A 24,986-nucleotide genomic window follows, 5' to 3' on the forward strand; every position below is an offset into this window, starting at 1 on the left:
CTACTTTTGTATTATTATAAAAAATAACAGGAGCTAAATGTCAGACGACAAACCAATCATTTTAATTAAAGCTATTAAAGAACTTAATATAGGCATGGGTACGGCCGTTGAGTTTTTAAACAAAAAGGGATTCTCTGCCGAGAAAAGCCCTATGTTTAAACTTACGGGTGAGATGTATAATGCCTTATTAAAAGAGTATCAGGGAGATAAGATCGTAAGAGAAGAAGCCAAACAAATAGTGATTGGTAAAATACGTCGCGACGAGCCTGAAACTGAGAAGCCAGTAGAAGCGCCGAAGAAAAATGCCGATTTTGAGAAAAATGAGGAGATTTTAATTAAAAATACTCAATCATTTACCCCTCCGGTAGAAAAACCAAAGGCTGTAGAAACACCTAAGGTAGAAGCGCCAACACCAGCACCTGCGGCAGCAGTAGAGCCAGTAAAAGAGAATAAGGCTGAAGAAACCGGATTACCTGGAGTTAAAATTGTAGGCAAGATCGATTTAAATGATCTTAATCCAAAAACGCGCCCAGCTAAAAAAGAAGAAACTCCTGCTGCGCCAGCACCTGTTGTAGAACCAACAGTAGTTAAAGCACCAGAGCCTGTAAAACCGGTTGAACAGCCTAAAGTGGAAGAAAAACCAGTTGAGGTTAAAAAGGAAGAAACTCCTGTCGCACCAGCGCCAGTAGCAGAAACACCAGTGGTTAAAGCACCTGAACCTGTAAAACCAGTTGAACAGCCTAAGGCCGAAGAGAAACCAGTTGAAACAAAGCCGGTAAATAACGAACCTGAGGTAATTAAAGCACGTACGGTTAAATTAACAGGTCCGAATATTATTGGTAAAATTGTTTTACCAACAACACCGGACAGAAGAAACGGTCCAGTAGCATCATCTAGCGATAGTGAAGCTGCTAAACGTAAGCGTAAACGTAAGAAAACTCCGGGGGCACCAGGCCAGCCAGGTCAACATGGTCAAGGTCAGCCAGGACAGCATAATCCTGCAGGTCAGGGTGGTGCACCAGGTCAGCCTCGTCAACCTTATCAAGGTAACAGGCCAGCTAGCGGTACACCATATCAAGGTAACAGACCAGCCGGGCAAGGAGGAACTCCTTATCAAGGAAATAGAAATAACAACAATAACAGACCGGGTTTTCAAAATAGAAATGCTACACCAAGCGGACCTAAAGAAGAACCTACTGAGAAAGAAATTCAAGATCAGATTAAGGCAACACTTGCCCGTTTAAGTGGTGCAGGTAAATCAGGTAAATTTGCACAGCGTGCTAAATTACGTCGTCAGAAACGTGATGATGTTGCTTATAATGCAGAAGAAGCCGCAAACGAGCTTGAATCGCAATCGAAAATATTAAAAGTAACAGAATTTGTTACGGCTAATGAATTAGCGAGCATGATGGATGTACCGGTTACCAAAATTATTGGTACTTGTATGAGCCTTGGTATGTTTGTTTCCATTAACCAGCGTTTAGATGCTGAGACCTTAACCATCGTTGCCGATGAGTTTGGTTACGAAATTCAGTTTGTTAAACCTGATGAAGATGAGGAAAACGTAATTGAAGAGGAAGACAAAGAAGCAGATTTAATCGAAAGAGCTCCGGTTGTTACAATTATGGGGCACGTCGATCACGGTAAAACCTCATTGCTGGATTATATCCGTAAGGCAAATGTGGTAGCTGGCGAGGCAGGTGGTATTACCCAGCACATCGGTGCTTACATGGTAACCACGCCAACCGGTAAAAAAGTAACTTTCTTAGATACTCCAGGTCACGAAGCCTTTACGGCGATGCGTGCACGTGGTGCTAAGGCAGCCGATATTGCCATTATTGTTATTGCAGCAGATGATGCAGTGATGCCTCAAACAAAAGAGGCCATTAATCACGCACAGGCAGCAGGCGTACCATTGGTATTTGCTTTCACTAAAGTAGATAAACCAGGTGCCAATGCAGATAAAGTACGTGAGCAATTATCTGTAATGAATATCCTGGTTGAAGATTGGGGCGGTAAATACCAATCACAGGAAATCTCAAGCAAAAGTGGCTTAAATGTTGATTTGCTTTTAGATAAGGTATTATTAGAAGCTGAATTATTAGAACTGAAAGCCAATCCAAATAAACGTGCTACAGGTACGGTAATTGAATCGGCGTTAGATAAAGGACGTGGTATTGTAACTACAGTATTGGTTCAGGGTGGTACCTTAAAAGTAGGAGATCCAATCTTAGCAGGTAGTTACAGCGGACGTGTAAAGGCATTAACCAATGAGCGTGGTGCTAAAGTAGAATCTGCAGGTCCATCACAGCCGGTACAGGTTTTGGGTATGCAAGGAGCGCCTACAGCAGGTGATCGATTTAATGCTTTAGAAAGTGAAACCGAAGCACGTGATATTGCAAACAAACGGATGCAGTTACAACGCGAGCAGGGCTTACGTACGCAGAAACACATTACTTTGGATGAAATTGGTCGTCGTTTGGCAATCGGTAACTTTAAAGAACTTAATATCATTGTTAAAGGTGATGTGGATGGTTCTATCGAAGCACTGTCAGATTCATTACTGAAACTATCTACAGAGCAGATCCAGATCAATATTATCAGTAAAGGCGTTGGTCAGATTTCAGAGTCTGATGTATTGTTGGCTTCGGCATCTGATGCAATCATTATCGGTTTCCAGGTTCGTCCATCAACAGGTGCACGTAAATTGGCAGAAGCTGAACAGATTGATATTCGTTTATATTCTATCATTTATGATGCCATCAACGAGATTAAATCGGCAATGGAAGGTATGTTGGATCCAGAGTTTGAGGAGAAAATTGTGGCTAACGTTGAGATTCGCGAAACATTTAAAATCACTAAAGTGGGTACCATTGCAGGTTGTATGGTACTGGATGGTAAGATTACCCGTAACAGCAAGATCCGTATCGTTAGAGATGGTGTTGTAGTATACACCGGTGAACTGGCATCTTTAAAACGCTATAAAGATGATGTGAAAGAAGTATCGAAAGGTTATGAGTGTGGTTTAAATATTCAGAACTTTAACAACATCGAAGTTGGCGATATTGTAGAAGCTTACGAACAGGTTGAAGTAGCCAGAAAACTTTAATTGGTTTAAGAGATATGATTTTAAAGTGGCCTCAAAAAGGCCACTTTTTTTGTTGAAGCGAAATATTAATCTTAAAATTATCGGATAATATTGAGTTGTTATCTTAAAATTATCGGATAATATTGAGTTGTTATCTTAAAATTATCGGATAATATTGAGTTGTTATCTTAAAATTATCGATATTTGTATTCTTCAATTATCGATATGGAAAGATCAACTGCATTAAAATCTCTAAAAAACCACCTTAATAAGCCTCAGCACACCATTATTATAGGGCCAAGGCAGATCGGCAAAACCACGCTTGTTAAGCAGTTGGCAGAGCAATTGCAAATGGAAAATGAGCTAGTGTATTTTTTAACCTTCGAAGATCCTGTCATTTTAGAGGCCGTAAATCAGCATCCCGAAAATATTTTCAATTATACCTTATTGCCGGCCGATCTTCCTGCAGATAAACGGTTATATGTCATTATCGATGAAGTTCAGTATGCAAAAGACCCCAGTAATTTTTTAAAACTTTTATACGATAAGTATTCACCAAAATTAAAAATCATCGCTACAGGTAGCAGTGCGTTTTACATTGATAAGAGTTTTAGGGATAGCCTGGCCGGTAGGAAAAAGGTATTCGAATTTTTTCCTTTGGCCTTTGATGAGTTTCTCCATTTTAAAGGTGAAGATGATTTAATCGTGGAATGGGAGCAGATGATTAAGAGACCAACATATCAAGGCCTTCAGCTAAACCGTATAAACCTTTTGTTTGATGAATATTTGGTTTATGGTGGTTATCCGGCCGTTGTATTGGCAGATACTGAACAGGAAAAGCAGGAAATGCTTAAGGAGCTTGTAAACAGCTATATGAAAAAGGATGCTTTGGAAGCAGGAATTAAGGAAGAACTAAAGTTTTTTCAGCTGGCAAGGCTGTTGGCCGATCAGACTGGCAGTCTGATCAATAACAACGAATTAGGAAATACCCTAAAGATGGCCAGTTCTACAATTGAAAATTATGTTTATTTAATGCAGAAAACCTTTATTGTACAATTACTATCTCCTTTTTATGGCAATGTGCGTAAAGAGTTGACCAAAATGCCAAAGGTTTATTTTAACGATAATGGTTTGCGTAATGCGTTGCTGAATAACTTTTCTAGACCAGGCGATAGGGGCGATAAAGGAGAACTTCTAGAAAATTATACATATATCAGATTGAGGCAGCTTTATGATGCCGATCACCTGCATTTTTGGCGTACAGCTGATGGTAACGAAGTAGATTTTGTAGTAGAAGAACAGCTCAACAAAGGAATGGCCTACGAGGTAAAATATAACGATATTCAGTTTAAACCTAATAAGTATAAAAAATTTGTTGAGGCTTATCCTGATTTCAATCTGGAATGTGTTTGTAAGATACTTACAAAAAATGATTCGATAGAGGTTATCAGGTTATAGCTTGTTAACCTAAAGATAATATAAATGCTGCATCAAAAATATTGATGCACTTTTTGTTTTTGGGAAACTACTTTAGCTTTTTTGAAGCCTGATTGCATGATAATATCCTGAATGGAAATTTCGTAAAGTTCGGCTATTTTACCAAGCTGCGAAAGCGAAAAATCCACTTCATTGTTTTCCCACTTTCGGTAAGCAACTCTGCTTATTCCGATTACATCAGCGGCGTATTGCTGTGTATAACTATACTTATCTCTGTACCTTCTTAAGGTAACCCCTATATCTAACATACTAAAAAACGTTAACGGCTATGTATTTTTATTATTTACTATTGTATATTAATAATGTAAATAATGATAATAAGGAATTGTCAAAAATAATGTTTTTTATTTGTCTTTTTGTGAAAAAAAATACCTATGAAAAAAATAATTTATATACTTCTGCTAGGAAGTATCAGTGCAATGTCCTTTCAGGGATGTAAGAAAGACATTAGAACAGACGAAATTAGCACAAAAGTTGCTCGTAATACCCCAGATTTAAATCTTACAAAATTCTTAGTAATTACACTAGTAACAACTGAAGATAAGGTGATATATGTCGAAAAAGATAAAGAATTTATTATTAATGGCTGGTTTCATAAAAGCTTAGAAAGTGTAAAGGCCGAGTATGATATGGCAAATGAATATAAAGCCCGCTATGAAAAATAATATGAGAAAATATATTTTTATTTTATTAGCTTTCATGGTGTTAGCTATAAAATCAAATGCACAGATTCAGTTTGTGTCATTTAAAATTGATGCGGACTATATTGAAAATAATGCTTTAAAAGTCCCAAATGTTAATACACCTACTGGTTTTAAGTTTTCTTTTTCTTTTAAAAGAAGTATATTAAGTACAGGTGGATTCACATCTGGCGATTGTATAGTTTCCCTGATTTATACTGAATATCAAAGTGGAGATTCTAATATCCAGCCAGATCCATCTGAAATTACGTTGTATGAAAAGGCATTAACTTCAGCGGATTATAAAGATGATTTTGCCTCAATTGCAACTACCGCTTCCTTACCTGGTCATAAAGTAAATGGAAGAATATTGATTCGTTATGTATATACTGAGTTTCAAAGTCAAGTTAGAACACAATATTCTTCTACAAGATATGGTATTAATACGAATCCAACCCCAGCCCCAACAGATACACGCATCACTAGGAATGAGGGGGATATCTTAACTTTTACAAATGATGGCAGAATATTAATTGTAATGGATGGGAAATTGAGGCATATCCAGTCTATGGATACATATTTGGCCCTTTTTGTGAGAAACACTATACCAATTAAAACTAATCTAGATGTTACAAAAAATCCAATGGGTAATCCAATCTTACCCGGTACAAGAATTGTAGACGACCTAAGTAATGGTATGGTATATTTTAATGAAGGAAATGTTTTAAGATATATCACAAGCCCCTCAGTTGCTAGTAGATATAAATTTAATTTTAAAGGTATTCAGCATATTAATGGGACAGCAGGGTACGTAATTGGCCCTCCAATTTATTAAATTGTAATATTTTGCATACATTAATGTTAAAAGGGTCTCAATAAGAAATTGAGGCTCTTTTTCGCATAATGTGTCGCTATTTATCTTTGCTAAACCAAAAACATCCACAGCCATAAAACTGCCTGTTAAGCAACTCATCAGATGGGTTAACAACTAATCCTCCATCTGCTTCATCTTCTGGTATTAAAGTAAATTCTTTAAGAGTTAGCTCAGAGAATAATGATAAAACCTGGTTTTTGGAATAAATGCGGTGAGCATTAAAACAGATGACATCTTTTGACCCTAACGGAACAACGAATAGCAAACTACCGCCAACAGCTAATACCCGCATCAATTCCTTTATTGCCTTAATATCCCCATCGTAATCCAACGGGTCACCGTATCTACCTAAGCCGACGTGTTCAACTGTATGCATGCAGGATAATGAGTTAATCGAATTTGATTCAAAGGGCAGATTCATCAAATCTCCGTGCAATGATTTTAAATTTGATAGCTTTAGTTTTGCCGGCCGATAATCGTAAAATTCAACAGGTAAAATTGCTGATAAGGTTGAGCAGAAATGTAACGTAGATGAAATATCTATATGCTTAACAGGTTTATTGTTTATGATTATTCTTGTTGCCCAGGCAGGGTGATAAATATAATGCCTGTCGAAACCCGTTTGTGCTGTACTATCTGATAAACATGGATAAATATTTTCTTCATCCAAAGAAAAACGTTTTGCTGAACGCTTTTCCTCGATGAGCAATTGCTTAAATTCTGTTTTAAATTTTGCAATTTGAGGATTATCTTTAGAAAATAACTTTCTTAATTTTTTAATCATGCTAAAATTAATTGTTGGCATAGCTAAGGTAATGCAATTATAAGCGAAATCTTTTGCTGAACTTAATTAATTTATTTTAAGTCTATTACGGATTTTAAATTAACACTTCAAGTATTTAGCTAGATTCGACATGCATATATTCTATATATATTAAAAAATAATCGGTCTTTTATATAGGCCTTTTTTTGTTGATATTTGCAAATCCAACTACCAAAGCCATTAATGAATATTGAATTAACGCAGAAAGCAACACCCGAAAAAAAGAATTTTGATTTTGTTGATACTATTAGGTGTATATCGATGATGGGTATTGTGTTGGAGCACTGCGGAATTGTTCCTCCAAATCATTATGCCAATCAACTCGATTCGGTTTTTGAAACATCCATTATTCAGTTTTTTAAATTTAGTACCATTGCTTTTTTTCTGATCGGAGGGTTTTTAATTAACCATAAGTTTCAGGAATATACCCCTTTTCAATATTTAAAAAATAGGTTTAAAAAAACCATCGGACCATGGTTGTTCTGGATTTGTGTATTAATTATGTTAAGTGTGTTAGACCGTTTCATTGCCCACTCCAGGGGAAGTGCGATGGGCTTAATAGGATCCAATTTTTTTCTGTATTTCTACGAAACCTTTATACGTATAGTACTCATTAGTCCATATTGGTTTATCCTTAATTTTCTAATCTGTATTACCATTTTATTAATATTTAAAAGGTATTTATACAACATCTGGTTTGGTTTGGTTCTGGCTTCGTTTTCGCTGTTTTATAGTGTAAATATTTATCAAGGCTGGATTGCCACTACCCATACCACAGCAATTTTTGGATTTGTATTTTATCTATGGCTAGGTGTTTATTTCAATGCATACTATGATAAAATAATGGGTATAATTAAGCGCACTTCTTGGATTATTGTATTGTTTTTAGCCTTTGTTACCTTTTGTATTGCCGTTGGAGAATCTACATACCTTAATAGTATTGGGATAAAAGATGCATATAATACCCTGCGTGTAAGTAATATCGTGTATTCTTTGGTCATGTTTGCACTATTGCTGAAAATGGGTAGCTTAAATTGGCTACGGAAACATTTACAACCAAGAGAAACTACATTTGGTATCTATCTCATCCACGTTATCATTATCGACCGGGGTCTTCCCTTAATTTTTCAACCGTTAAAGCTAAACTTTCTTGAGTTTAGTGTATGGTTAAATACTGCAATACTGTTGTTTAGATTTTTAGTAACCTATGTTGTAAGTTTTTTCTTAGCTAAAGCTATAGGTAAAACAAAAATGAAGTGGATAGTTGGAAATTAATTTATCAATCCCCTAAAGCTGCTCTTGAACATTTTTCGGAATTGTTTGAAATTAAAATATTCGCCACTGTACAATTCCTTTTTAAAATACCAGTTTAATGCCTTAATATTTGATCTTTTTAAGCGCAATATTTCGTACCACTTATTAAATAAAAATTGATTCATTTTAGGGATATCAAATCTCTTTGATTTCAAATTTGCACTTTTCATCGCGAATAATAATTCGAAATATTCTAAAAAGCGACCTTCATTTAAGTTATTGGTCAGTAATTCTTTGTGAAGACTCAAACTGTTTTCGGTATGTGATATGCCTAAGTTCTCCTGTATATTTTTAAGAATTTCCAATTCGTGTTTTTCCTGCTCTTCCGATCTTTTTATAGTTATGTTTTCGCCGTGTACTCTATACTTTACTAGAAAAACATCAATATTTCTCACTTTATGTTTTTCAGAAATCCGAATAAAAAGATCGAAATCTTCAGCTAATGCAAAATTCTTATAACCACTAAGTGCTCTAAAGATTTCGGTTTTAAACATGGTGCTGGAGTTGATAAAAGGATTGCCAAATAACATGCGCATATTTATTGAATCATCGGTTGCCACAATTATTTCTGTACCAGTTTCTATTCCGTTTTCGTCAATGATTTTACCATGCCCTCCACACAATGCCGCTTCAGGATGCGATGAAAAAAAATCGAGCTGTAACTGGAGCCTTTCAGGATAAGCGATGTCATCACTGTCTAAAATTGCAATGTACTCACCTTTAGCTAACTCTAGTAATCTGTTTCTGGTAAAAGGGATTCCTTTATTTCCATCATTTTGTATAAAACTGATTCTGCTATCGTTAAATTTTTTAACTATTAAAGCCGTATCATCAGTTGATCCATCGTCGATAATAATAAATTCAAAATCTTTAAATGTCTGGTTCAGAATACTCGATATAGATTCTGCTATGTAGCCAGAAACATTATATGCAGCCATGAAGACTGTTATTTTAGGGCTTATCATAGCTTAATCCAATTTTTTGGGCAAATATCAGTATCATTAGCGGCGAGGTTATTTACCCACTTTTTGGGTGCAATAATTACTTTATCATTATTGGTATTTAGCCAGGCGCCCCACCAACTAAAGCTGCTATTTGCAATAATATTATGTTTACAGTTGCTCATCAATTGCATGTCGATGTAGCTGTTGCATCCTTTATTCCAATCAATGTATATTACATTTTTCAGTTTAAGATTTTGCCTGCACCAAAGGATATCATCGGAAAAAACAAAAAACAGGGCATCTACGATTTTCGAATTTATGCTCAATATGGCTTGTTCGTAATAAGCTAAATCGCAAATACTGCCTAATAAAGGATCTTTTAAATAATCGCCTCTTCTTACATGCAGCGCTACACTTTCAGTGGCTTTAATCTGCTGTATTACGCTTTGATTTTCGATCCCCTCAATTTCTGGGAATTTGAAATCATGCCTTATTTGATTGGAGATATCTGAGAAATAACTTTCATTTTGCCAGTATCCGGCATAATACTGGTTGGTATTGTTTAAAAAAGAAGCATCGAATCTAAATTCATTTTCTTCTACTTTATAAGTCTTTTTTAAATTTAAAACTCTTCTAAGCTTTCGAAATATCCATTTTGGTTGATTGGGTCTGAATAAATCTAAAAGAAATTTGCCAGGCGTTTTTATGCTAATGTTAAAAACCCTTTCCAGCTCATAGCCGTTGTGTAATGGATAATCTTTAAAATCAGATAAATCTGCATAAACTTTGATGCCCTTGCTTTGTAACGATTTGTAGAGTGAATATTGAAACATCTGATTGCCTAGTCCGCCTATTATTTTTATGATAATCATACTGTGGTTTGAATCAATAAATTTCTACTTAAATCCGAATGATTTGAAATACATACTCAGATTTAAATTAACTTTGTTTTAAATGGAAAATCCTTTAGTTACTATTATCATACCTGCTTATAACTATCAGCTATTTTTACCCGATACTTTAACTTCGGTATTAGGACAAAAATATCAAAATTTTGAACTTATTGTTGTAGATGATGGTTCGACAGACAAAACAAAGGATGTTGTGGCAGAATTTACAGCAAGAGATTCCCGAATAAAATATTTCTATCAATCAAATGCGGGTTTATCTGCAGCAAGAAATCTGGGGATAAAAAACTCAATGGGGAAATATATTCAGTTTTTAGATGCAGATGATCTTTTGTCGGACCTAAAATTAAGTCTGCAAATTGAGGATATGGAAAAAGATGCCACTATAGATATCTCTTATACTATGGCATATTATTTTGTGGATGGTAGCAAAGAAAAACTTTATAAAAACATAGCCTTAAACCAAGATGACTGGATGCCTAAGCTTAATGCTTCTGGATATGACATTTTAGAAATGTTGGTGAAGCAAAATATAATGCCGGTTAACTCGGCTTTAATAAAGTCATCATCACTGAGAAAAATAGGTTTTTTTGATATGGCTATGAAAAGTTTGGAAGACTGGGATTTTTGGATTTCGTGTGCATTTAAAGATTTTCATTTTGCTTTTTTACCGGCTGAAGGGGCTTTTGCTTTAATTAGAGTACATAAAAGCAGTATGAGCCAGAATCGAAAAAAGATGTCAGGCTATGAAATAATAGTGAGAAAGCGGATTAAAAACTTAATAAAAAATTGTTCATTTATTAATTCAGGACAAAAGAGGTTGCTGGAGAAATCAAATGCAAGGCATAATAAGGTCATTTTAAGTGGTTTAATTAAAGAATCACAGCTTAGCTTAAAAGAATGTCTGAGACTAATTAAAAACGCTGGTTTATTTCAATTTGTGGCGTCTTACCTAAAGGTAATGAATGATAGCAGAAAAAGTTAATCCTATGCGCTTGTGGTTTAAATAGCATACCCAAAGTCTTTAAATATCGGCCTCCAGACATCGAGGTTTTTGTTCCAGGCATGGCACCCAAATGGCAGTGTATGGTTAGTGAGTTCAAAGCCTCTGTCCACTGGCACTTCAAACGCAAAGTATACTGCTTCCTTATACGAAGGGATTCTTAAAATTTTCTTTTTTCTATTTACTTCAATGCTCCAAAAAACATCTTCGTTAAAGTTGGCTGCAGAATTCAAAGTATATTCTTTTATTTTTTCCTGAAAGCGTTGGGTTAAATCATAAAATAACTGTGTTCTGCGGAGGGATAAACCACCATTTCCAACTTTATACTCCAGTTGTAGTTGAGTTGGAGCAAGTGTATTTTTATCTCTAACATCAAATTTTCGATGTATGTAGCTCAAAACATTATTTTTTACTGCTTTGATCACATCAGGGTATTTATGTCTGAGCCATGGAGCCCCAACATAATCTATGTTTTTTTTGCACCAAATATCTAACTCATCTTTAAAAACAAATGCATCTAATTGATAAATCAGGATATACTCGTAATCCAAAAATGCTCCATAAAATTCGCCAGCTAGCATTAGCCTGTTATAACCAGAGATATCTTTAAAATAAGCATCATCAAAACCGATTAATTTATCGAATGGATAGGCAGTATGTAGATTTAGAGAATTAGGTTTTACACAAAGTATTGGATGTGATTTAGCAAGAACTTTGAAGCACTGCTGCAACGAAATATCCTCTAAAGCAGTTGGCTCTCTATAAATAGGCACAATAACGGCAACCTTTTGCATATTGAAATAATATTAAACTATTTTTTAAAAACAGTATCGAGTTTCCTATAGCAACTTTCCTTTTCGTAATTAAGATTAAATGTAGCCAATGCATTTTCGGCCTGTTTACGATATGCAGATGCGTCTGTTAATAGTTGCATAATGTTGTTCTTGAACTCAATCGCATCGTCACTCACTAAGCAGCCATTATTGGTTTTATCAATCAAGCCATCTATCCCTCTGGTATTGCAAACTACAGGTATACCATAAGAAAGCGCTTCTATAACTTTTATCTTAGTCCCGGTGCCCGTTAGCATAGGACAAAGGGCTACTTTGGCATTGAGGTAGTAGGCAGATAAATCTTCAACAAAGTTTACCGATGTAATATTTGGCGCCTTAATAGACAGGTGTTCGTTGATCTGCCCGATAATACATATTTGCACATGGGCGGGTAACAGTGGATACACCTCTTTAAAAAACCAACTGGCAGATTTTTGATTATGTATATTATCGCTGGCCACATAAATCAGGTCAAATGTTCTCCCCTTAACTGAATGGAGGATTTCGGGCCTGTCCAGCATCATTGGTGCTAAAACAACTTTGCTTTTACAAAACTGACTAAAGATATATTGCTCTTCTACAGATATGGCTAAAGCAATATCAAATAATGAAATTCTTCTAATCTCTTCCTTAAAAGATTGGCCAATATTAACCTTTCTTTGCAGTTGGGCTGTTATAAAATCATGGGTATCAATTACCTTTATCGCATTTTTAGTGTACGGGTTATCTGCTACCAACGTAGCCCAACTGGCATAATTGATCATGATGTAATCGTAATTGTTTTTTTTTAGAATTTTTTTGAAAGCACGCTTAAATCTTAAGGTAACCAACTCCGGGAATTGGAGCGGAAAGAACCAAGCTTTATTTTGATAGAAGAAATTTGGCAGTTTGTAAAAAAGCAGGTAATAAAGTATATTTTTTTTGGCAGGCTTTTTTTTAATCACGTAAGTATTATCTGCCAGGCCAGATTGTTCAAAAGCTTTAATATCATCCTCATCCCATTTGCCGGTGTAGTATTCGCTTACAAAATCAATTTCAAAATTTCTTGATCTAAAGTAGCCTAACATACTTAAAGCCCGGGTTCTGTTACCCGCATTTTTTTTAAGCGGATTGTCAGGCATAAAAAATAATACTTTCTTCATCCGATATTTAGTCGTTAAAGGCTTGCATGTCGATTAAACGCCTGTATAAACCATTTTTATTCATCAATTCCATGTGGCTTCCACTTTCAATAACTTCGCCCTTATCAATCACAACGATCTTATCGGCATGCTGAATGGTACTTAAGCGGTGTGCGATAACAATTGAGGTACGGTTTTTCATCAAATTATTTAAAGCATCCTGTACTAATTTTTCAGATTCTGTATCTAACGCGGAAGTAGCTTCGTCTAAAAGCATAATTGGAGGGTTAGCTAAAACTGCGCGGGCAATACAAACCCGTTGCTTTTGGCCGCCTGATAATTTGTTCCCTCTATCGCCAACATTGGTTTGATAACCATTTTCGGTATTCAATATAAAATCATGCGCATTGGCAATTTTTGCAGCTGCAATCACTTCTTCCTCCGTAGCATCGGGTTTAGCAAAGGCGATATTATTAAAAATGCTATCGTTAAACAAAAATGATTCCTGGTTTACAATACCCATTTGAGAGCGGATACTATCTACGGTAAGATCTTTATAATCGTGGCCGTCGATTTTGATACTCCCTGATTTTGGATCATGAAAACGTGGAAATAAATCCATTAAGGTGCTTTTACCTCCACCTGAAGGACCAACCAATGCCACTGTTTTACCTTTTTCTATATCCAAGCTTATTGAGTTTAATATTTGTTTTTCTCCATAATTGAATGATATATTTTGAATACTTATTGTATCATTAAAACCATCAAGCGTTTTAGCATCTGATTGATCTAACAATAATGGTTTTGTATCAATTAGTTCTAAAACCCTTTCGCCTGCTGCAATTCCAGAGTGGATCCCACTAAATGAATCTGTTAATGCTTTTGCGGGGCGCATTACTTGAGAAAAAATGGCAATATAAGCAATGAAATCTGATGCAGTTAGCGCATTTTTATCATTATGCAAAATTAATGATCCCCCGTACCAAACGATAATTGAAATCATTAAAACGCCTAGAAATTCAGAAACTGGAGAACCCAGTTGTTGACGCCTAACCATTTTGCGAGTTAAGTTAGAATAGAATATATTTTCCTGGTTGAATTTATCTTTAATTCGTTCAGTTGCGTTAAAGGCTTTAATAATTTTAATCCCACTCAAGGCCTCATCTAAAAAGCCAATCATTTTCGCAAAAGATTCATGCGATTCTTTTGCCTGCTGCTTCAATCTTTTTACAATTTTGCTGATAATAAATGCAGAAATCGGGATTACTAATAAAGAGAATAAGGTCAGCTTTGCTGATATGTTAAATAAAAGAATAACATATACAATTAGCGTTACAGGCTCCTTAAAGACAACCTGAAGGGTGTTGGTAACTGTAAATTGAACTACCTGGACATCAGAGGCTACTTTAGAAATAATATCACCCTTTCTTTCATTGTTAAAATATCCTATGTGAAGATTCATCACATTGTTGAAAACCCGCTTTCTAAAGTTGAGGAGCGTATGTACTCTCAAATCTTCCATATAACGCTGAGAAAAATACCTGAACAAATTGGAAAGCAATACAGAGATAACGATGATGATACAAATGTACATCAGTGTACTTTCTATGGTGTTAACCTTAATTGAATAGTTAACAAAGTCTCTTAACTTTCCCAGTAAACTAAATGATGAAGCTGCTTTATCAGTTAAGCTTGGTGTTTGGCAAGCTTGTTTATTTGCATTTAAAAGTGTTTCAAATAGCGGCGATAATAAGGCTAAGTTAAAGGTTCCGAATAGAATCGAAAGTAGAGTTGCAATAACATACGGTATTGCAAATTTTTCTATTGGCTTGGCAAATGATAATAAACGAAAATAAGTATTCATTTTATGTAAAATGGAATATGTAAAAAGGAAGATGGTTAAAGTATCACCCTAAAAAATCTATATAAAAACTCAACAAAGTTAAGCTTTTCAATTAAACGTTGTGGTTTTTCGAAACCTGTGCGGTTTAAAATTACAATTCTTGGTTTTTAAGGATGAATAAATAAGCTGTTTTACAGCTGATATATTTTAATAATCAAACATTAATCAGTGCAGAATTGAATAGGAATGATAGAATTGTTACAATATAAATCCCTATTTTTCATTGCTGTTCCCCAGGCATTCCTGATATAAATTCAGATACTGGTTGGCTGCAATTTCCCACGAAAATTTTTCGGCCTGCGCAATCGCTTCTTTAGATCGGTTATTTTGAGTAAAATCCATCATTCCATTTCTAAATACTTCCTGCATGTGTTCAGGTTCGAAAGTGTCAAAATAATAGGCAACATCGCCGCCAACTTCAGGAAGTGAAGTGAATTTTGAGAGGAAAACAGGCTTTCCAAAGTGCAGGGCTTCTATTACAGGAAGACCAAATCCTTCGGCAACTGAAGGGAATAAAAAAGCATCACAATTTTTGTAGTACCAGGCTTTATCTTCATCTGAGATTGGTCCTGTGACATGTATCCTGTCTAAACAATCATATTTCTCCGCTTCTTCTAAAATCCTTTGCTTATGAGGGGTTTCTTTTCCCGAAATAACAAGGTCAAAATCATTCCCTTTTAATAAAGCTGGCAGTAGATGAAATCCTTTTTGCACCGATAATAACCCTATTGTAAATAAGAAAGGTTTTGGAGGAACAAAGCTGGGGTGATGTTTTTCATCCGAAATCAATTTATCTGCACCATTATATATCACACTCACCTTTTCTTTGGCTTCGGGGAAGTAGTGAACAACATCATTAGCAACAAACTGTGATATGCATACAATCTTATCACACTGCGAAATGAGCTTGCCCAGTTTTTTTAAATATACCTGGATTCTGTGCGGCTTACTAAACCTTAAATGAACCTTGTTCATATCATGAACGGTCATTATTTCTTTTGCATTCACCCTGTTAGGTCTTAATCTACAGGTTTGATCGGAAAGATGAACAACATCGAAGTCATTTTTTCCTTTAAAGAATAACCTGTCTAACCTGGATAGATAAATAATATCAACCAGGCCATTAAAAAGATATTGAGTATGTTTAAAAAGATAAAACTTTAATTTAAATTTTCCCCTATTTTCCTGGATCAATGCATCACCCAAGCCTTTTCCAAACGAGAAATAGCCGCAATTGGCATCCTTCATCGAATCAAAAGTTACTAAAATGTTGGGCTTTTTCATTAAAATGTTATTTGATGATGCAAATATATATAGATTTAAATTGTAGTCTACTTTACAATTTTATAATTCCGATACTCAAATAACCGCAATCCGGTTAGATCTTCAATTTTTTGTAAAACTCTTCTGCGGAAATTCATTTTAGTGGTTTCTTTCGTTAAATCTTTTTCAAATTTCCAGTTTGCCGCTGCAATTCTGGCTTGCATTACTTTTGGATGGCTACCCTTAAAATGAACCAAGCGATCCGCATTGTGCATGTCATAGGTTTCTTGAACCGGATAATTTTCTTCAATCCACTCGTCTGTCTGATAAAACTGATTAAAATTCCGCACTTTGCCCTGTAATCCTTTTGGTGGTTTTACCCAGCCATAATGATAAACATAAGCATCAATTAACTTAACTTTAAGTTTTCTGTCGTTAATTCTGAACCCCTGTGCATCGCGGTAAGAGCGAACACCAGGCAGATTTTTGATAATCCTTACTTCTCTTCTGTACCAGCGCCTCGATTCGGCCAGGTAATCATAAGAAGCATAAAAATGTTTATACTTTAAAAGCAAGGCCTCAACATGGTTATTGTCGATTTCAGCTTCCATTTCTTTTTTAATCAGTGGAAGATAATCTTCGTGTATGGCTTCATCGCCCTGAATATAAATCATCCAGTCGGTATCGCTACTTATTTCAGCCAAAGCCTTATTGGTTTCATCGGCAAAAACACGTCCACCTTCGCGGATGCTTTCATCCCAAATGGTATCAATTGTTCTGATTTTAGGATCAATGCTTTTAACCATTTTGGAGGTTTCGTCTGTAGAGTTTCCCAATGCAACAATAAAATCATCACACAATGGCAGCACAGAAAGTATCGCTTCCTTTGCAGGATAATCGTTAGCAATAGCATTTCTTAAAAATGTAAAACCGGTAACTTTCATTATGGTGGCGCCTTGTAGCTAATAATTTTTGTTAATTTGTACAAAGATAGTTTTATTGATGAATACGCATCTATCCATTTTAAGCGAAATAAAAGCGGGCAATTATAAGGTTTTGGCAAGAACATTAACGCTTGTTGAAAATGATATTGCACCAGCCGATTCGATTTTAAGAAGTTTAGATAGTAAAACTGATGTTCCGGTTTTGGGTATCACAGGGCCTCCAGGTGCTGGTAAGAGTACGCTGGTAAATGCAATAACCAATCATTTTGTTGCTGAAGGCAAACGCATTGCCATATTAGCGATAGACCCGACCTCTCCGTTTAATTTTGGCTCTTTGTTAGGCGATCGCATCCGGATGGCTGGTCAGTTTAACAATCCAAATGTTTTTATCCGTTCGTTGGCTACACGTGGCGCTTTGGGCGGTATTTCGGCAAAAACCATTGAAATGGTTGATGTTTTAAAAGCGGCAAATTTTGATTTGATTATTGTTGAAACTGTTGGGGTTGGCCAATCGGAAGTGGAAATTGCGGGATTGGCAGATAAAACCATTGTGGTATTGGTGCCAGAATCTGGAGATGAAGTCCAACATATCAAGTCTGGTTTGATGGAAATTGCTGGTTGTTTTGTAATTAATAAGGCTGATAGGGAAGGAGCAGATACTTTTGCCAATAACCTAAAAAAAATCGTTCATCAGGGTGTAAAAACTATTCCCATCTTAAAAACAGTTGCCGATAAAAATATGGGTATAGACGAATTGTGTAAATGGATCATCAAACCCGAACTTTTTGACCATAACCGAAAAGCTTTTTTGTTTGCAGAGAAAGCATGGAAACTGATACAGCATCAAAAACTGCAGCATATCGATAAGAAAAGGCTGCGAGAAAAAATTCAGGCAGCCTTAAAAAAAGATGATTTTAATATTTATCGTTTTGCGGATAAGTTTGGCAATAATGGTTAAGCGGTTATTGTTTAAACTGATTAACTGTAAGCGCAAATGCCAACTGTTAACTGCAAACTGACTAACTGTTCATAATTTCCTCAATCTCTTCTGCTTCTAATGGTATATCGGCCATTAAATCGATGTTGCCATTTGCAGTGATGAGAATATTGTTTTCTAAACGGATGCCTAAGCCTTCTTCTGGAATATAGATACCTGGTTCAACTGTAAGAATGTTCCCGCTGGCAAATGGGGTGTATCTTCCTGCAAAGTCATGAACATCAATACCCAGATGATGCGAATTGCCATGCATAAAATATTTTTTATAAGCAGGCCATGCTGCGGTTTGCTTCTTTACATCTGCCGTTGAAAGGAGCCCAAGATCGATCAGTTGCTCGGTCATGATTTCACCAACCTGCTCGTGGTAAGTATTCCATATCGTCCCTTCGCCAATTAATTTAATCGACTCTTTCATTACATGCAGTACGGCATTATATACATCCTTTTGTCTTTGTGTAAATCTGCCGTTAACAGGGATGGCCCTACTCATATCTGCATTATAATTGGCGTACTCTGCTCCAAAATCGAAAAGTATAACATCTCCACCTTTACAAACCTCGTTATTATCGTTGTAGTGGAGGATGTTAGCGTTATGGCCGGAAGCAATAATTGGGGTATAGGCATGACCTGTTCCACCCTGGCGAATAAATTCGTGTATAATCTCCGCTTCAATTTCAAATTCCTTAACGCCAGGTTTGGTAAATTTTAGCACCCTAATAAAAGCATCGCGTGTTATTGCTGATGCCTTTTTTATCAGTTCGATCTCAACATCTGATTTAACTGCACGCAAATTTCGCATAATCGGTGCCGAGCGTTCATAATGATGCAATGGATATTTTGATTTCATTTTCTCAATGAAACGGATATCGCGATAAGGAACTTCGTGAGCGTACCTATCGTTCTCATTGGTATTTAAATAAATATGTTCAGCATAATTAACGATGCTATGTAAAATGTTATCAAAATCTTCCAGCCAGTATACGGACTGGATACCTGATGCAGCTTTTGCTTGTTCTTTGGTATACTTATATCCTTCCCAAACTTTGATATAGTCGTTAGTCTGTCTTAAAAACAGGACTTCTCTGTACAAAGGATTAGGACAATCAGGATATAACAATAAAATTGTTTGTTCCTGATCAATTCCAGATAAATAAAATAAATCGGGATTTTGCTTAAAAACGAAGTTTTGATCACCACTTCTTGGGAACTCATCATTAGCGTTAAATATAGCTATTGAATTGTTTTTTAGGTTGTTAGTGAATTTTTTTCTATTTAAAAAGAATAATGACTGATCAATAGTAGGATATTTCATGATACGGTATTTTATGTGGGCAAGGGCCAAAAGTAATAAAATGCTTAATGAGTAGCGAAGTTTGGAACGGAGTTTGTATAAAAGTTTGAAAATTTAAAATTTTGATTAATTTTGCCTTTACTGAAAAATTAATCAATTAAATTGTTTAACCCTTAAAAAAGAAAAAAATGAATTATTCTACTTTAAAGAAAAGTGTTGCGCTTTCTTTAGTGGCATTAACAGGAGTTGCTTCTCTTGCTGTCGCTCAGGATGCTCCTGCAACCACTTCTGCTGTCAAGGTATTTGGCGGTAGAGGACAGTACAGAACTTGGTCTATCGGTGTACACGGTGGTGTTTTAATGCCAGTTGTTGCTATCGGTGGTACTAATGATTTCAACAAATGGGATGCTAACTTAGGTTACGGTTTAAACATCCGTAAGCAGTTAGGTCACTCTTTCGGTTTAGAATTAAACGGAACACGTGGTAAACTTTCAGGTAACAACGAAGGTATTACTAACCCTGCTGTTAAAGATTTCGAAACTGAATTACAATATGCTGTAGATTTACGTGGTGTTGTAAACGTAGGTTCTATCGATTTCTTACGTCGTGAGAACGCTGTAGGTTTCTTCTTAACTGCTGGTGCTGGTTATATGGCTTATGCGCCAAAAATTACTACTGGTGCTGGTCAAGTTATTGACTGGAAAGGTAAAGCTGTTGGTCCTGCTGATGACAGACATGATGCTAAAGATTACGTAAAAGGTTTCTATATTCCAGTTGGTGCTGGTGTTAAATTCAAAGTTTCTGAGCGTGTTAACTTTAACTTAGGTTACACTATGAACTTTGTTGATGCTGATAACTTAGACGGAGTTTATGCAAAAGGTCAAACTAAAGATAAATTCTCTTACGGTTATGCTGGTTTAGAATTCTCTTTAGGTTCTTCTGCTAAACCAAGTTTAGAGTGGACTAACCCATTAGCTACTATGTACGATGAGTTAAAAGATCCAACTTTACGTCAAGAAGTTGAAGCATTGAAAAACCGTGTTTCTGCTGTTGAGAAATCTGTTGAAGATTTGAAAAAAGATACTGATGGTGACGGTGTTGCTGATCAATTCGACAAATGCCCAGGAACTCCTGCTGGTACTGCTGTTGATGGTTCAGGTTGTCCTCTTCCAAAATCAGCTCCAGTTGATTCAGTAGCTTCTAACGTAACTGGTTTCGAGAAAATCGGTTTCGATTTCAACTCTTCAGTTTTAAAAACTGAGTCTTACCCTACTTTAGATAAATTATCTTCAGTGTTACGTGAAAACGGTGGTAAAGTAACTGTAAACGGTTACGCTTCAAGCGAAGGTACTGCTGCATATAACTTGAAATTATCTAAAGACAGAGCTAACTCTGTTAAAACTTACTTAGTAAACTCTGGCGTTAACGCTAGTCAAGTTGCTACTAAAGGTAATGGCGAAGCTAACCCAATTGCTTCTAACGATACTGAAGAAGGTCGTATCCAAAACCGTCGTGTTGAAACTGCTAGAAACTAGTATTTCAATATAAAATTTAAGAAAGTCCCGATGCAAATCGGGACTTTTTTTATGCCTTTTAGTTTCGCGTATTAAGCTTTTTAGCTAAGTTTGTATCATGTACTTCTTTAGAAAAAAAGATCCTAACAGGCCAAATAACATCAATCTGAGAATTATGCATTTTATTAATGCATTGGCCATCTTAATTTTTCTTGCTGGTATCATCTATAAGCTTATTCAGTGGCTTGCCAAATAACCCTAAATTGTATGAAACAAATTATTAAGACAACCAATGCCCCAGCTCCAATTGGGCCATATAGCCAGGCTGTAAAAGCTGGAAACTTTTTATTCGTATCGGGCCAGGTAGCTATTAATCCCGAAAGCGGAGAATTAAATATTGGCAATATTGAAGAAGAAACGCATCAAGTAATGCGTAACCTTAAAGCTGTTTTGCTTGAGGCAGGTTTAACGTTTGATCATGTAGTAAAATCTACTATTTTTTTAAGTGATATGGGTACTTTTGCTCAGGTAAATGAAGTTTACGGGCAATACTTCACAGCTGATTTTCCTGCCCGCGAAACGGTTCAGGTTTCTGTATTGCCTAAAAACGTTAATGTAGAAATCTCTGTAATTGCCATTGTAGGCTAGTTTTGACAGACAATAAAATTAAATACTTCCTATCGGGCATTGTTCCTTACATTATCTGGGGAACAATGTCTATACCTTTACGTAACATAAAGGGTTTTCCACCACACGAAATTTTATATTATAGGATATTCGTTTCCACTATTTTAGTTTGGGCAACCATTTTTTTATTCAGGAGAGAAGCACTAAAAAGTGATTTGAATTTCTTGAAATCACTAAGCACGCGCAATAAAACTAAATTAATGCTGCTTACGGTAGTGTCGTCATTTCTAATTACCGGAAATTGGTTCACCTATATTTATGCCGTAAATAGTGTGAGTTTAAGGGCGGCAGCTTTTGCCTATATGGTTTGCCCGCTGTTAACTGCACTTTGCGGATTTATTATTTTAAAAGAGCGATTAACCAAGGCCAAGGCTATTGCGCTTATTGTTGCTTTTATCAGTATCATACTGTTGGCAACAGGATCCTTACATGAAGTAATATGGGCCATTATCATTGCTTCATTTTATGCCATGTATGTTATTTTGCTGAAAATAATTAAAGGAATAGATAAATTTAATTTTTTAGGCGTTCAGTTAATTTTATCCGGATTAATGATGCTGCCATTATATTTTCTCAATGCTGCGCCTTTTCCAACCGAAAATATTTTTTGGCTGCATATATTTTTGATCGCTATTGTATTTACCATTATTCCACTTTTTTTAAATTCTTATGCGCTGATGGGAATGCCTTCATCTGCCCTAGGTATTTTAATCTATATCAATCCAATTGTTGCTTTTGCCGTTGCATTTTTCTACTTTGAAGAGAAGATAGATCTGCACCAACTTTTTGCTTATTTGCTTTTGCTGCTATCGATTGTTATTTTTAATGCACCATTGCTAAAAAGTGTTGTTTACAAGAAACAGTAGAATATTTTGTTTAATTCGGTATTAGATACACCTGTTGAGTTTTTGAAAGGCGTTGGGCCAAGTCGTGCCGATGTTTTAAAAAAAGATCTCGGCCTGTTCACCTATCAGGATATGCTTGCGCACTATCCCTTCAGGTATATCGACCGTACAAAATATTTTAAGATCAACCAGATTAATCCCGATTCGCAGTATATCCAAATCATCGGTAGGGTAATTAACAAAAAGGTAATCGGCGACAAAAGAGCGAAACGTATTATCGCTGTTTTTAAAGATGATACCGGAATTATGGAACTGGTTTGGTTTCAGAGCCTGAAATGGGTTGATGAGAATATTACCGTTGGAACCGCGTACGTAGCCTTTGGGAAACCCAATTTTTTTAACGGAACATTCAGTATCTCACATCCTGAAATGGAGCTATACCAACGCAAACAGGTAGGAAGAGGTAATTTAACCCTACAACCGGTTTATAATTCGACAGAAAAGCTTAAAAAATTTAATCTCGATTCAAAGGGCTTACAACGTTTAATTGCAGGTCTGCTTGATCAGGTTATCCCTCAGGTGCCAGAAAATTTACCTCAATACATTATAGATAAGTACCAGCTGCCTGATAAAAGATTGGCCTTGCTAAATATTCATTTTCCTAAAAATCAACAGGATTTAAATGCTGCAGAAAGAAGGCTAAAGTTTGAGGAGTTATTCTTTATCCAGTTACAGCTTTTACACAATAAACATTTACGCCAATTAAAATTTAAAGGTGCAACCTTCGATAAAGTTGGTGAAAAGGTGAACCGTTTTTATAAGGAATTTTTACCTTTCGAGTTAACCAATGCTCAAAAACGTGTAGTTAAGGAAATCAGGATCGATACGCAACGCGGTGTGCAGATGAACAGGCTTGTTCAGGGCGACGTAGGGAGTGGTAAAACTGCGGTTGCACTGATGAGTATGCTTTTGGCAAATGATAACGGCTACCAGGCTTGTATGATGGCTCCGACCGAAATTTTGGCCCGTCAGCATTATGCCTCTATTACCGAACTTGTAACCGATGATCTGGTGCGTGTTGCTATTCTTACCGGAAATACTAAAAAGAAAGAGCGTACCGTTTTGCATGAGCAATTGGAGAATGGTGAGATTGATATTCTGATTGGGACACATGCATTGATTGAAGATAAGGTTCAGTTTAAAAACCTGGGGCTTGTTGTAATTGATGAACAACATCGTTTTGGTGTTGAACAGCGTGCTAAGCTGTGGAGGAAAAATATTATTCCTCCACACATACTGGTGATGACGGCTACGCCAATTCCGCGTACGCTTGCAATGACTTTATATGGTGATCTTGATGTTTCTATTATTGATGAATTACCGGCTGGCAGAAAGCCAATAGAAACAAAACACCTTTTTGAAGGCCAACGGCTTAGGATGTTTGGTTTTATGAAGCAGGAAATAGCCAAAGGCAGACAAGTTTATATTGTTTATCCTTTGATTAAGGAAAGTGAGAAATTAGATCTTTTAAATCTCGAAGCTGGAATTGAGCAGTTGAGCTACCAATTTCCACGCCCTGAATACCAGATGAGTATTGTGCACGGCCAAATGCCAAATGCAGATAAACAGTTCGAGATGCAGCAGTTTATTGATGGTAAAAGTCAGATTATGGTAGCTACAACCGTAATTGAAGTAGGTGTTAATGTACCTAATGCTTCAGTAATGGTAATTGAAAATGCCGAACGGTTTGGTCTGTCTCAGCTTCACCAGTTACGCGGTAGGGTAGGCCGTGGAGCAGAACAATCTTTCTGCATCTTAATGAGCGGTAATAAACTCAGTAAAGAGGGAAAGATCCGTTTAGAAACAATGGTGCGGACCAATAACGGTTTCGAAATATCGGAAATTGATCTGCAGCTTCGAGGCCCCGGCGATATTACCGGAACGCAGCAGAGTGGTGTGCTGGATTTAAAACTTGCTGACCTGGCCAAAGATCAAATAATTTTATCTGAAGCACGCAATACAGTTATCGAACTTTTTTCTGAAGATCCACAGTTAGAAAAAACCGAACATGCTGGTTTAAAGGCCTACCTGCATAGGTTAGAAAGAGGCATTTCTTTTGACAAAATAAGCTAACGAATAACCAAAGTAATTCTTCGGCTTTTACAATAATAATTAACATTGTATTATTTATTCTATATTGCGTCGTTTTGTAATGCTTTTTTTACAATACATTGCAGTATAAATATTATTTCGCCCGCATTTTTAAATTCCTAATATTCCTATCTTGCGTGTAACCAAATATTAACTGTTTAGTTGACAAGTAATACGCATCATATATTTACCACGTAGATATAAATAGTTAGTTTATGTATCAGATAAGGGGATTCATAATGGTTAACTGTGTTTATTGGCATCATAACTAAGAAGGCTACAATCTTTTTAGAGAAATTGATATAA

At 36.0% G+C, this 24,986-nt stretch carries 22 protein-coding genes; 12 read left to right on the forward strand and 10 right to left on the reverse strand.

Features of this window, described 5'->3' with window-relative positions:
• Window positions 1-37 precede the first annotated feature (37 nt).
• Window positions 38-3,109: a translation initiation factor IF-2 gene (infB, locus tag OQX63_RS20220; protein ID WP_265852615.1), complete on the forward strand. Its 3,072-nt coding sequence runs from the start codon at window positions 38-40 to the stop codon at window positions 3,107-3,109.
• 204 nt (window positions 3,110-3,313) lie between these two features.
• On the forward strand, window positions 3,314-4,546 hold the full coding sequence (locus OQX63_RS20225; RefSeq protein WP_265852616.1) for an ATP-binding protein: 1,233 nt from the start codon (window positions 3,314-3,316) through the stop codon (window positions 4,544-4,546).
• Window positions 4,547-4,578: 32 nt separating this feature from the next.
• Here the strand turns inward: OQX63_RS20225 and OQX63_RS20230 are convergent, their stop codons facing one another.
• The gene (locus OQX63_RS20230) at window positions 4,579-4,833 is read right to left on the reverse strand and encodes a helix-turn-helix transcriptional regulator (RefSeq protein WP_265852617.1); all 255 of its coding nucleotides are present in this window, start codon (window positions 4,831-4,833) and stop codon (window positions 4,579-4,581) included.
• Between the two features lie 126 nt (window positions 4,834-4,959).
• Here OQX63_RS20230 and OQX63_RS20235 point away from each other — a divergent pair, with 126 nt between their 5' ends.
• The gene (locus OQX63_RS20235; protein WP_265852618.1) at window positions 4,960-5,250 is read left to right on the forward strand and encodes a hypothetical protein; all 291 of its coding nucleotides are present in this window, start codon (window positions 4,960-4,962) and stop codon (window positions 5,248-5,250) included.
• Window positions 5,240-6,100: a hypothetical protein gene (locus OQX63_RS20240; RefSeq protein ID WP_265852619.1), complete on the forward strand. Its 861-nt coding sequence runs from the start codon at window positions 5,240-5,242 to the stop codon at window positions 6,098-6,100. The genes OQX63_RS20235 and OQX63_RS20240 overlap by 11 nt, the downstream gene beginning before the upstream one ends.
• A gap of 76 nt (window positions 6,101-6,176) precedes the next feature.
• Here the strand turns inward: OQX63_RS20240 and OQX63_RS20245 are convergent, their stop codons facing one another.
• Window positions 6,177-6,923, reverse strand: a complete 747-nt coding sequence (locus tag OQX63_RS20245; RefSeq protein WP_265852620.1) for a DUF268 domain-containing protein — start codon at window positions 6,921-6,923, stop codon at window positions 6,177-6,179.
• 222 nt (window positions 6,924-7,145) lie between these two features.
• Between OQX63_RS20245 and OQX63_RS20250 the strand changes: the two genes are divergently transcribed.
• Window positions 7,146-8,237 carry an acyltransferase family protein gene (locus OQX63_RS20250; protein WP_265852621.1) on the forward strand — a complete coding sequence of 364 codons (1,092 nt, stop codon included), beginning with the start codon at window positions 7,146-7,148 and terminating at the stop codon, window positions 8,235-8,237.
• Here OQX63_RS20250 and OQX63_RS20255 read toward each other — a convergent pair.
• Together OQX63_RS20255 and OQX63_RS20260 are read right to left on the reverse strand one after the other, a co-directional pair.
• Entirely contained in the window at window positions 8,234-9,241 is a 1,008-nt protein-coding gene (locus OQX63_RS20255; protein ID WP_265852622.1) for a glycosyltransferase family 2 protein, read from the reverse strand. The two genes, OQX63_RS20250 and OQX63_RS20255, sit on opposite strands and share 4 nt — an antisense overlap.
• A complete protein-coding gene (locus OQX63_RS20260; RefSeq protein WP_265852623.1) occupies window positions 9,238-10,092 on the reverse strand; it encodes an alpha-1,2-fucosyltransferase in 855 nt (284 codons plus the stop codon). The genes OQX63_RS20255 and OQX63_RS20260 overlap by 4 nt, the downstream gene beginning before the upstream one ends.
• Before the next feature lie 82 nt (window positions 10,093-10,174).
• Between OQX63_RS20260 and OQX63_RS20265 the strand changes: the two genes are divergently transcribed.
• Window positions 10,175-11,113, forward strand: a complete 939-nt coding sequence (locus tag OQX63_RS20265; protein ID WP_265852624.1) for a glycosyltransferase family 2 protein — start codon at window positions 10,175-10,177, stop codon at window positions 11,111-11,113.
• Window positions 11,114-11,130: 17 nt separating this feature from the next.
• On the opposite strand, the gene OQX63_RS20270 is transcribed toward OQX63_RS20265, so the two are convergent.
• From OQX63_RS20270 to OQX63_RS20290, 5 genes are all read right to left on the reverse strand, one after another.
• Window positions 11,131-11,925: a DUF5672 family protein gene (locus tag OQX63_RS20270; protein WP_265852625.1), complete on the reverse strand. Its 795-nt coding sequence runs from the start codon at window positions 11,923-11,925 to the stop codon at window positions 11,131-11,133.
• A 17-nt stretch (window positions 11,926-11,942) separates the two neighbouring features.
• The gene (locus OQX63_RS20275; protein WP_265852626.1) at window positions 11,943-13,106 is read right to left on the reverse strand and encodes a glycosyltransferase; all 1,164 of its coding nucleotides are present in this window, start codon (window positions 13,104-13,106) and stop codon (window positions 11,943-11,945) included.
• 7 nt (window positions 13,107-13,113) lie between these two features.
• A complete protein-coding gene (locus tag OQX63_RS20280) occupies window positions 13,114-14,949 on the reverse strand; it encodes an ABC transporter ATP-binding protein (protein ID WP_265852627.1) in 1,836 nt (611 codons plus the stop codon).
• A gap of 252 nt (window positions 14,950-15,201) precedes the next feature.
• Window positions 15,202-16,272, reverse strand: a complete 1,071-nt coding sequence (locus tag OQX63_RS20285) for a glycosyltransferase family 4 protein (protein WP_265852628.1) — start codon at window positions 16,270-16,272, stop codon at window positions 15,202-15,204.
• Window positions 16,273-16,319: 47 nt separating this feature from the next.
• The gene (locus OQX63_RS20290; RefSeq protein WP_265852629.1) at window positions 16,320-17,195 is read right to left on the reverse strand and encodes a glycosyltransferase family 2 protein; all 876 of its coding nucleotides are present in this window, start codon (window positions 17,193-17,195) and stop codon (window positions 16,320-16,322) included.
• A gap of 58 nt (window positions 17,196-17,253) precedes the next feature.
• Between OQX63_RS20290 and meaB the strand changes: the two genes are divergently transcribed.
• Window positions 17,254-18,153 carry a methylmalonyl Co-A mutase-associated GTPase MeaB gene (gene meaB / locus OQX63_RS20295; RefSeq protein ID WP_265852630.1) on the forward strand — a complete coding sequence of 300 codons (900 nt, stop codon included), beginning with the start codon at window positions 17,254-17,256 and terminating at the stop codon, window positions 18,151-18,153.
• Between the two features lie 61 nt (window positions 18,154-18,214).
• Here the strand turns inward: meaB and OQX63_RS20300 are convergent, their stop codons facing one another.
• Window positions 18,215-19,504: an aminopeptidase P family protein gene (locus tag OQX63_RS20300; RefSeq protein ID WP_265852631.1), complete on the reverse strand. Its 1,290-nt coding sequence runs from the start codon at window positions 19,502-19,504 to the stop codon at window positions 18,215-18,217.
• A gap of 167 nt (window positions 19,505-19,671) precedes the next feature.
• Between OQX63_RS20300 and OQX63_RS20305 the strand changes: the two genes are divergently transcribed.
• From OQX63_RS20305 to recG, 5 genes are all read left to right on the forward strand, one after another.
• On the forward strand, window positions 19,672-21,018 hold the full coding sequence (locus tag OQX63_RS20305) for an OmpA family protein (RefSeq protein WP_265852632.1): 1,347 nt from the start codon (window positions 19,672-19,674) through the stop codon (window positions 21,016-21,018).
• Window positions 21,019-21,115: 97 nt separating this feature from the next.
• Window positions 21,116-21,253 carry a DUF6728 family protein gene (locus OQX63_RS23425; RefSeq protein ID WP_317039670.1) on the forward strand — a complete coding sequence of 46 codons (138 nt, stop codon included), beginning with the start codon at window positions 21,116-21,118 and terminating at the stop codon, window positions 21,251-21,253.
• Window positions 21,254-21,264: 11 nt separating this feature from the next.
• The gene (locus OQX63_RS20310) at window positions 21,265-21,645 is read left to right on the forward strand and encodes a RidA family protein (protein WP_265852633.1); all 381 of its coding nucleotides are present in this window, start codon (window positions 21,265-21,267) and stop codon (window positions 21,643-21,645) included.
• Between the two features lie 2 nt (window positions 21,646-21,647).
• Complete coding sequence (locus OQX63_RS20315) at window positions 21,648-22,550, forward strand: EamA family transporter (protein WP_265852634.1); 903 nt, start codon at window positions 21,648-21,650, stop codon at window positions 22,548-22,550.
• 6 nt (window positions 22,551-22,556) lie between these two features.
• The gene (gene recG, locus OQX63_RS20320) at window positions 22,557-24,662 is read left to right on the forward strand and encodes an ATP-dependent DNA helicase RecG (RefSeq protein WP_265852635.1); all 2,106 of its coding nucleotides are present in this window, start codon (window positions 22,557-22,559) and stop codon (window positions 24,660-24,662) included.
• Window positions 24,663-24,986 lie beyond the last annotated feature (324 nt).

Origin of the sequence: Pedobacter sp. PF22-3, from assembly GCF_026239555.1 — a bacterium.
Lineage (GTDB): Bacteria > Bacteroidota > Bacteroidia > Sphingobacteriales > Sphingobacteriaceae > Pedobacter.

Bases quoted from the DNA above. Each gene is read 5' to 3' on its own strand.
- OQX63_RS20300 (WP_265852631.1), bottom strand. From the start codon at position 19,504: ATGAAATATCCTACTATTGATCAGTCATTATTCTTTTTAAATAGAAAA.
- OQX63_RS20275 (WP_265852626.1), bottom strand. From the start codon at position 13,106: ATGAAGAAAGTATTATTTTTTATGCCTGACAATCCGCTTAAAAAAAAT.
- OQX63_RS20230 (WP_265852617.1), bottom strand. From the start codon at position 4,833: ATGTTAGATATAGGGGTTACCTTAAGAAGGTACAGAGATAAGTATAGT.
- OQX63_RS20240 (WP_265852619.1), top strand. From the start codon at position 5,240: ATGAAAAATAATATGAGAAAATATATTTTTATTTTATTAGCTTTCATG.
- OQX63_RS20250 (WP_265852621.1), top strand. From the start codon at position 7,146: ATGAATATTGAATTAACGCAGAAAGCAACACCCGAAAAAAAGAATTTT.
- OQX63_RS20280 (WP_265852627.1), bottom strand. From the start codon at position 14,949: ATGAATACTTATTTTCGTTTATTATCATTTGCCAAGCCAATAGAAAAA.
- OQX63_RS20235 (WP_265852618.1), top strand. From the start codon at position 4,960: ATGAAAAAAATAATTTATATACTTCTGCTAGGAAGTATCAGTGCAATG.
- OQX63_RS20305 (WP_265852632.1), top strand. From the start codon at position 19,672: ATGAATTATTCTACTTTAAAGAAAAGTGTTGCGCTTTCTTTAGTGGCA.
- OQX63_RS20260 (WP_265852623.1), bottom strand. From the start codon at position 10,092: ATGATTATCATAAAAATAATAGGCGGACTAGGCAATCAGATGTTTCAA.
- OQX63_RS20265 (WP_265852624.1), top strand. From the start codon at position 10,175: ATGGAAAATCCTTTAGTTACTATTATCATACCTGCTTATAACTATCAG.
- OQX63_RS20285 (WP_265852628.1), bottom strand. From the start codon at position 16,272: ATGAAAAAGCCCAACATTTTAGTAACTTTTGATTCGATGAAGGATGCC.
- OQX63_RS20255 (WP_265852622.1), bottom strand. From the start codon at position 9,241: ATGATAAGCCCTAAAATAACAGTCTTCATGGCTGCATATAATGTTTCT.
- OQX63_RS20245 (WP_265852620.1), bottom strand. From the start codon at position 6,923: ATGATTAAAAAATTAAGAAAGTTATTTTCTAAAGATAATCCTCAAATT.
- infB (WP_265852615.1), top strand. From the start codon at position 38: ATGTCAGACGACAAACCAATCATTTTAATTAAAGCTATTAAAGAACTT.
- OQX63_RS20225 (WP_265852616.1), top strand. From the start codon at position 3,314: ATGGAAAGATCAACTGCATTAAAATCTCTAAAAAACCACCTTAATAAG.
- OQX63_RS20270 (WP_265852625.1), bottom strand. From the start codon at position 11,925: ATGCAAAAGGTTGCCGTTATTGTGCCTATTTATAGAGAGCCAACTGCT.
- OQX63_RS20310 (WP_265852633.1), top strand. From the start codon at position 21,265: ATGAAACAAATTATTAAGACAACCAATGCCCCAGCTCCAATTGGGCCA.
- meaB (WP_265852630.1), top strand. From the start codon at position 17,254: ATGAATACGCATCTATCCATTTTAAGCGAAATAAAAGCGGGCAATTAT.
- OQX63_RS23425 (WP_317039670.1), top strand. From the start codon at position 21,116: ATGTACTTCTTTAGAAAAAAAGATCCTAACAGGCCAAATAACATCAAT.
- OQX63_RS20290 (WP_265852629.1), bottom strand. From the start codon at position 17,195: ATGAAAGTTACCGGTTTTACATTTTTAAGAAATGCTATTGCTAACGAT.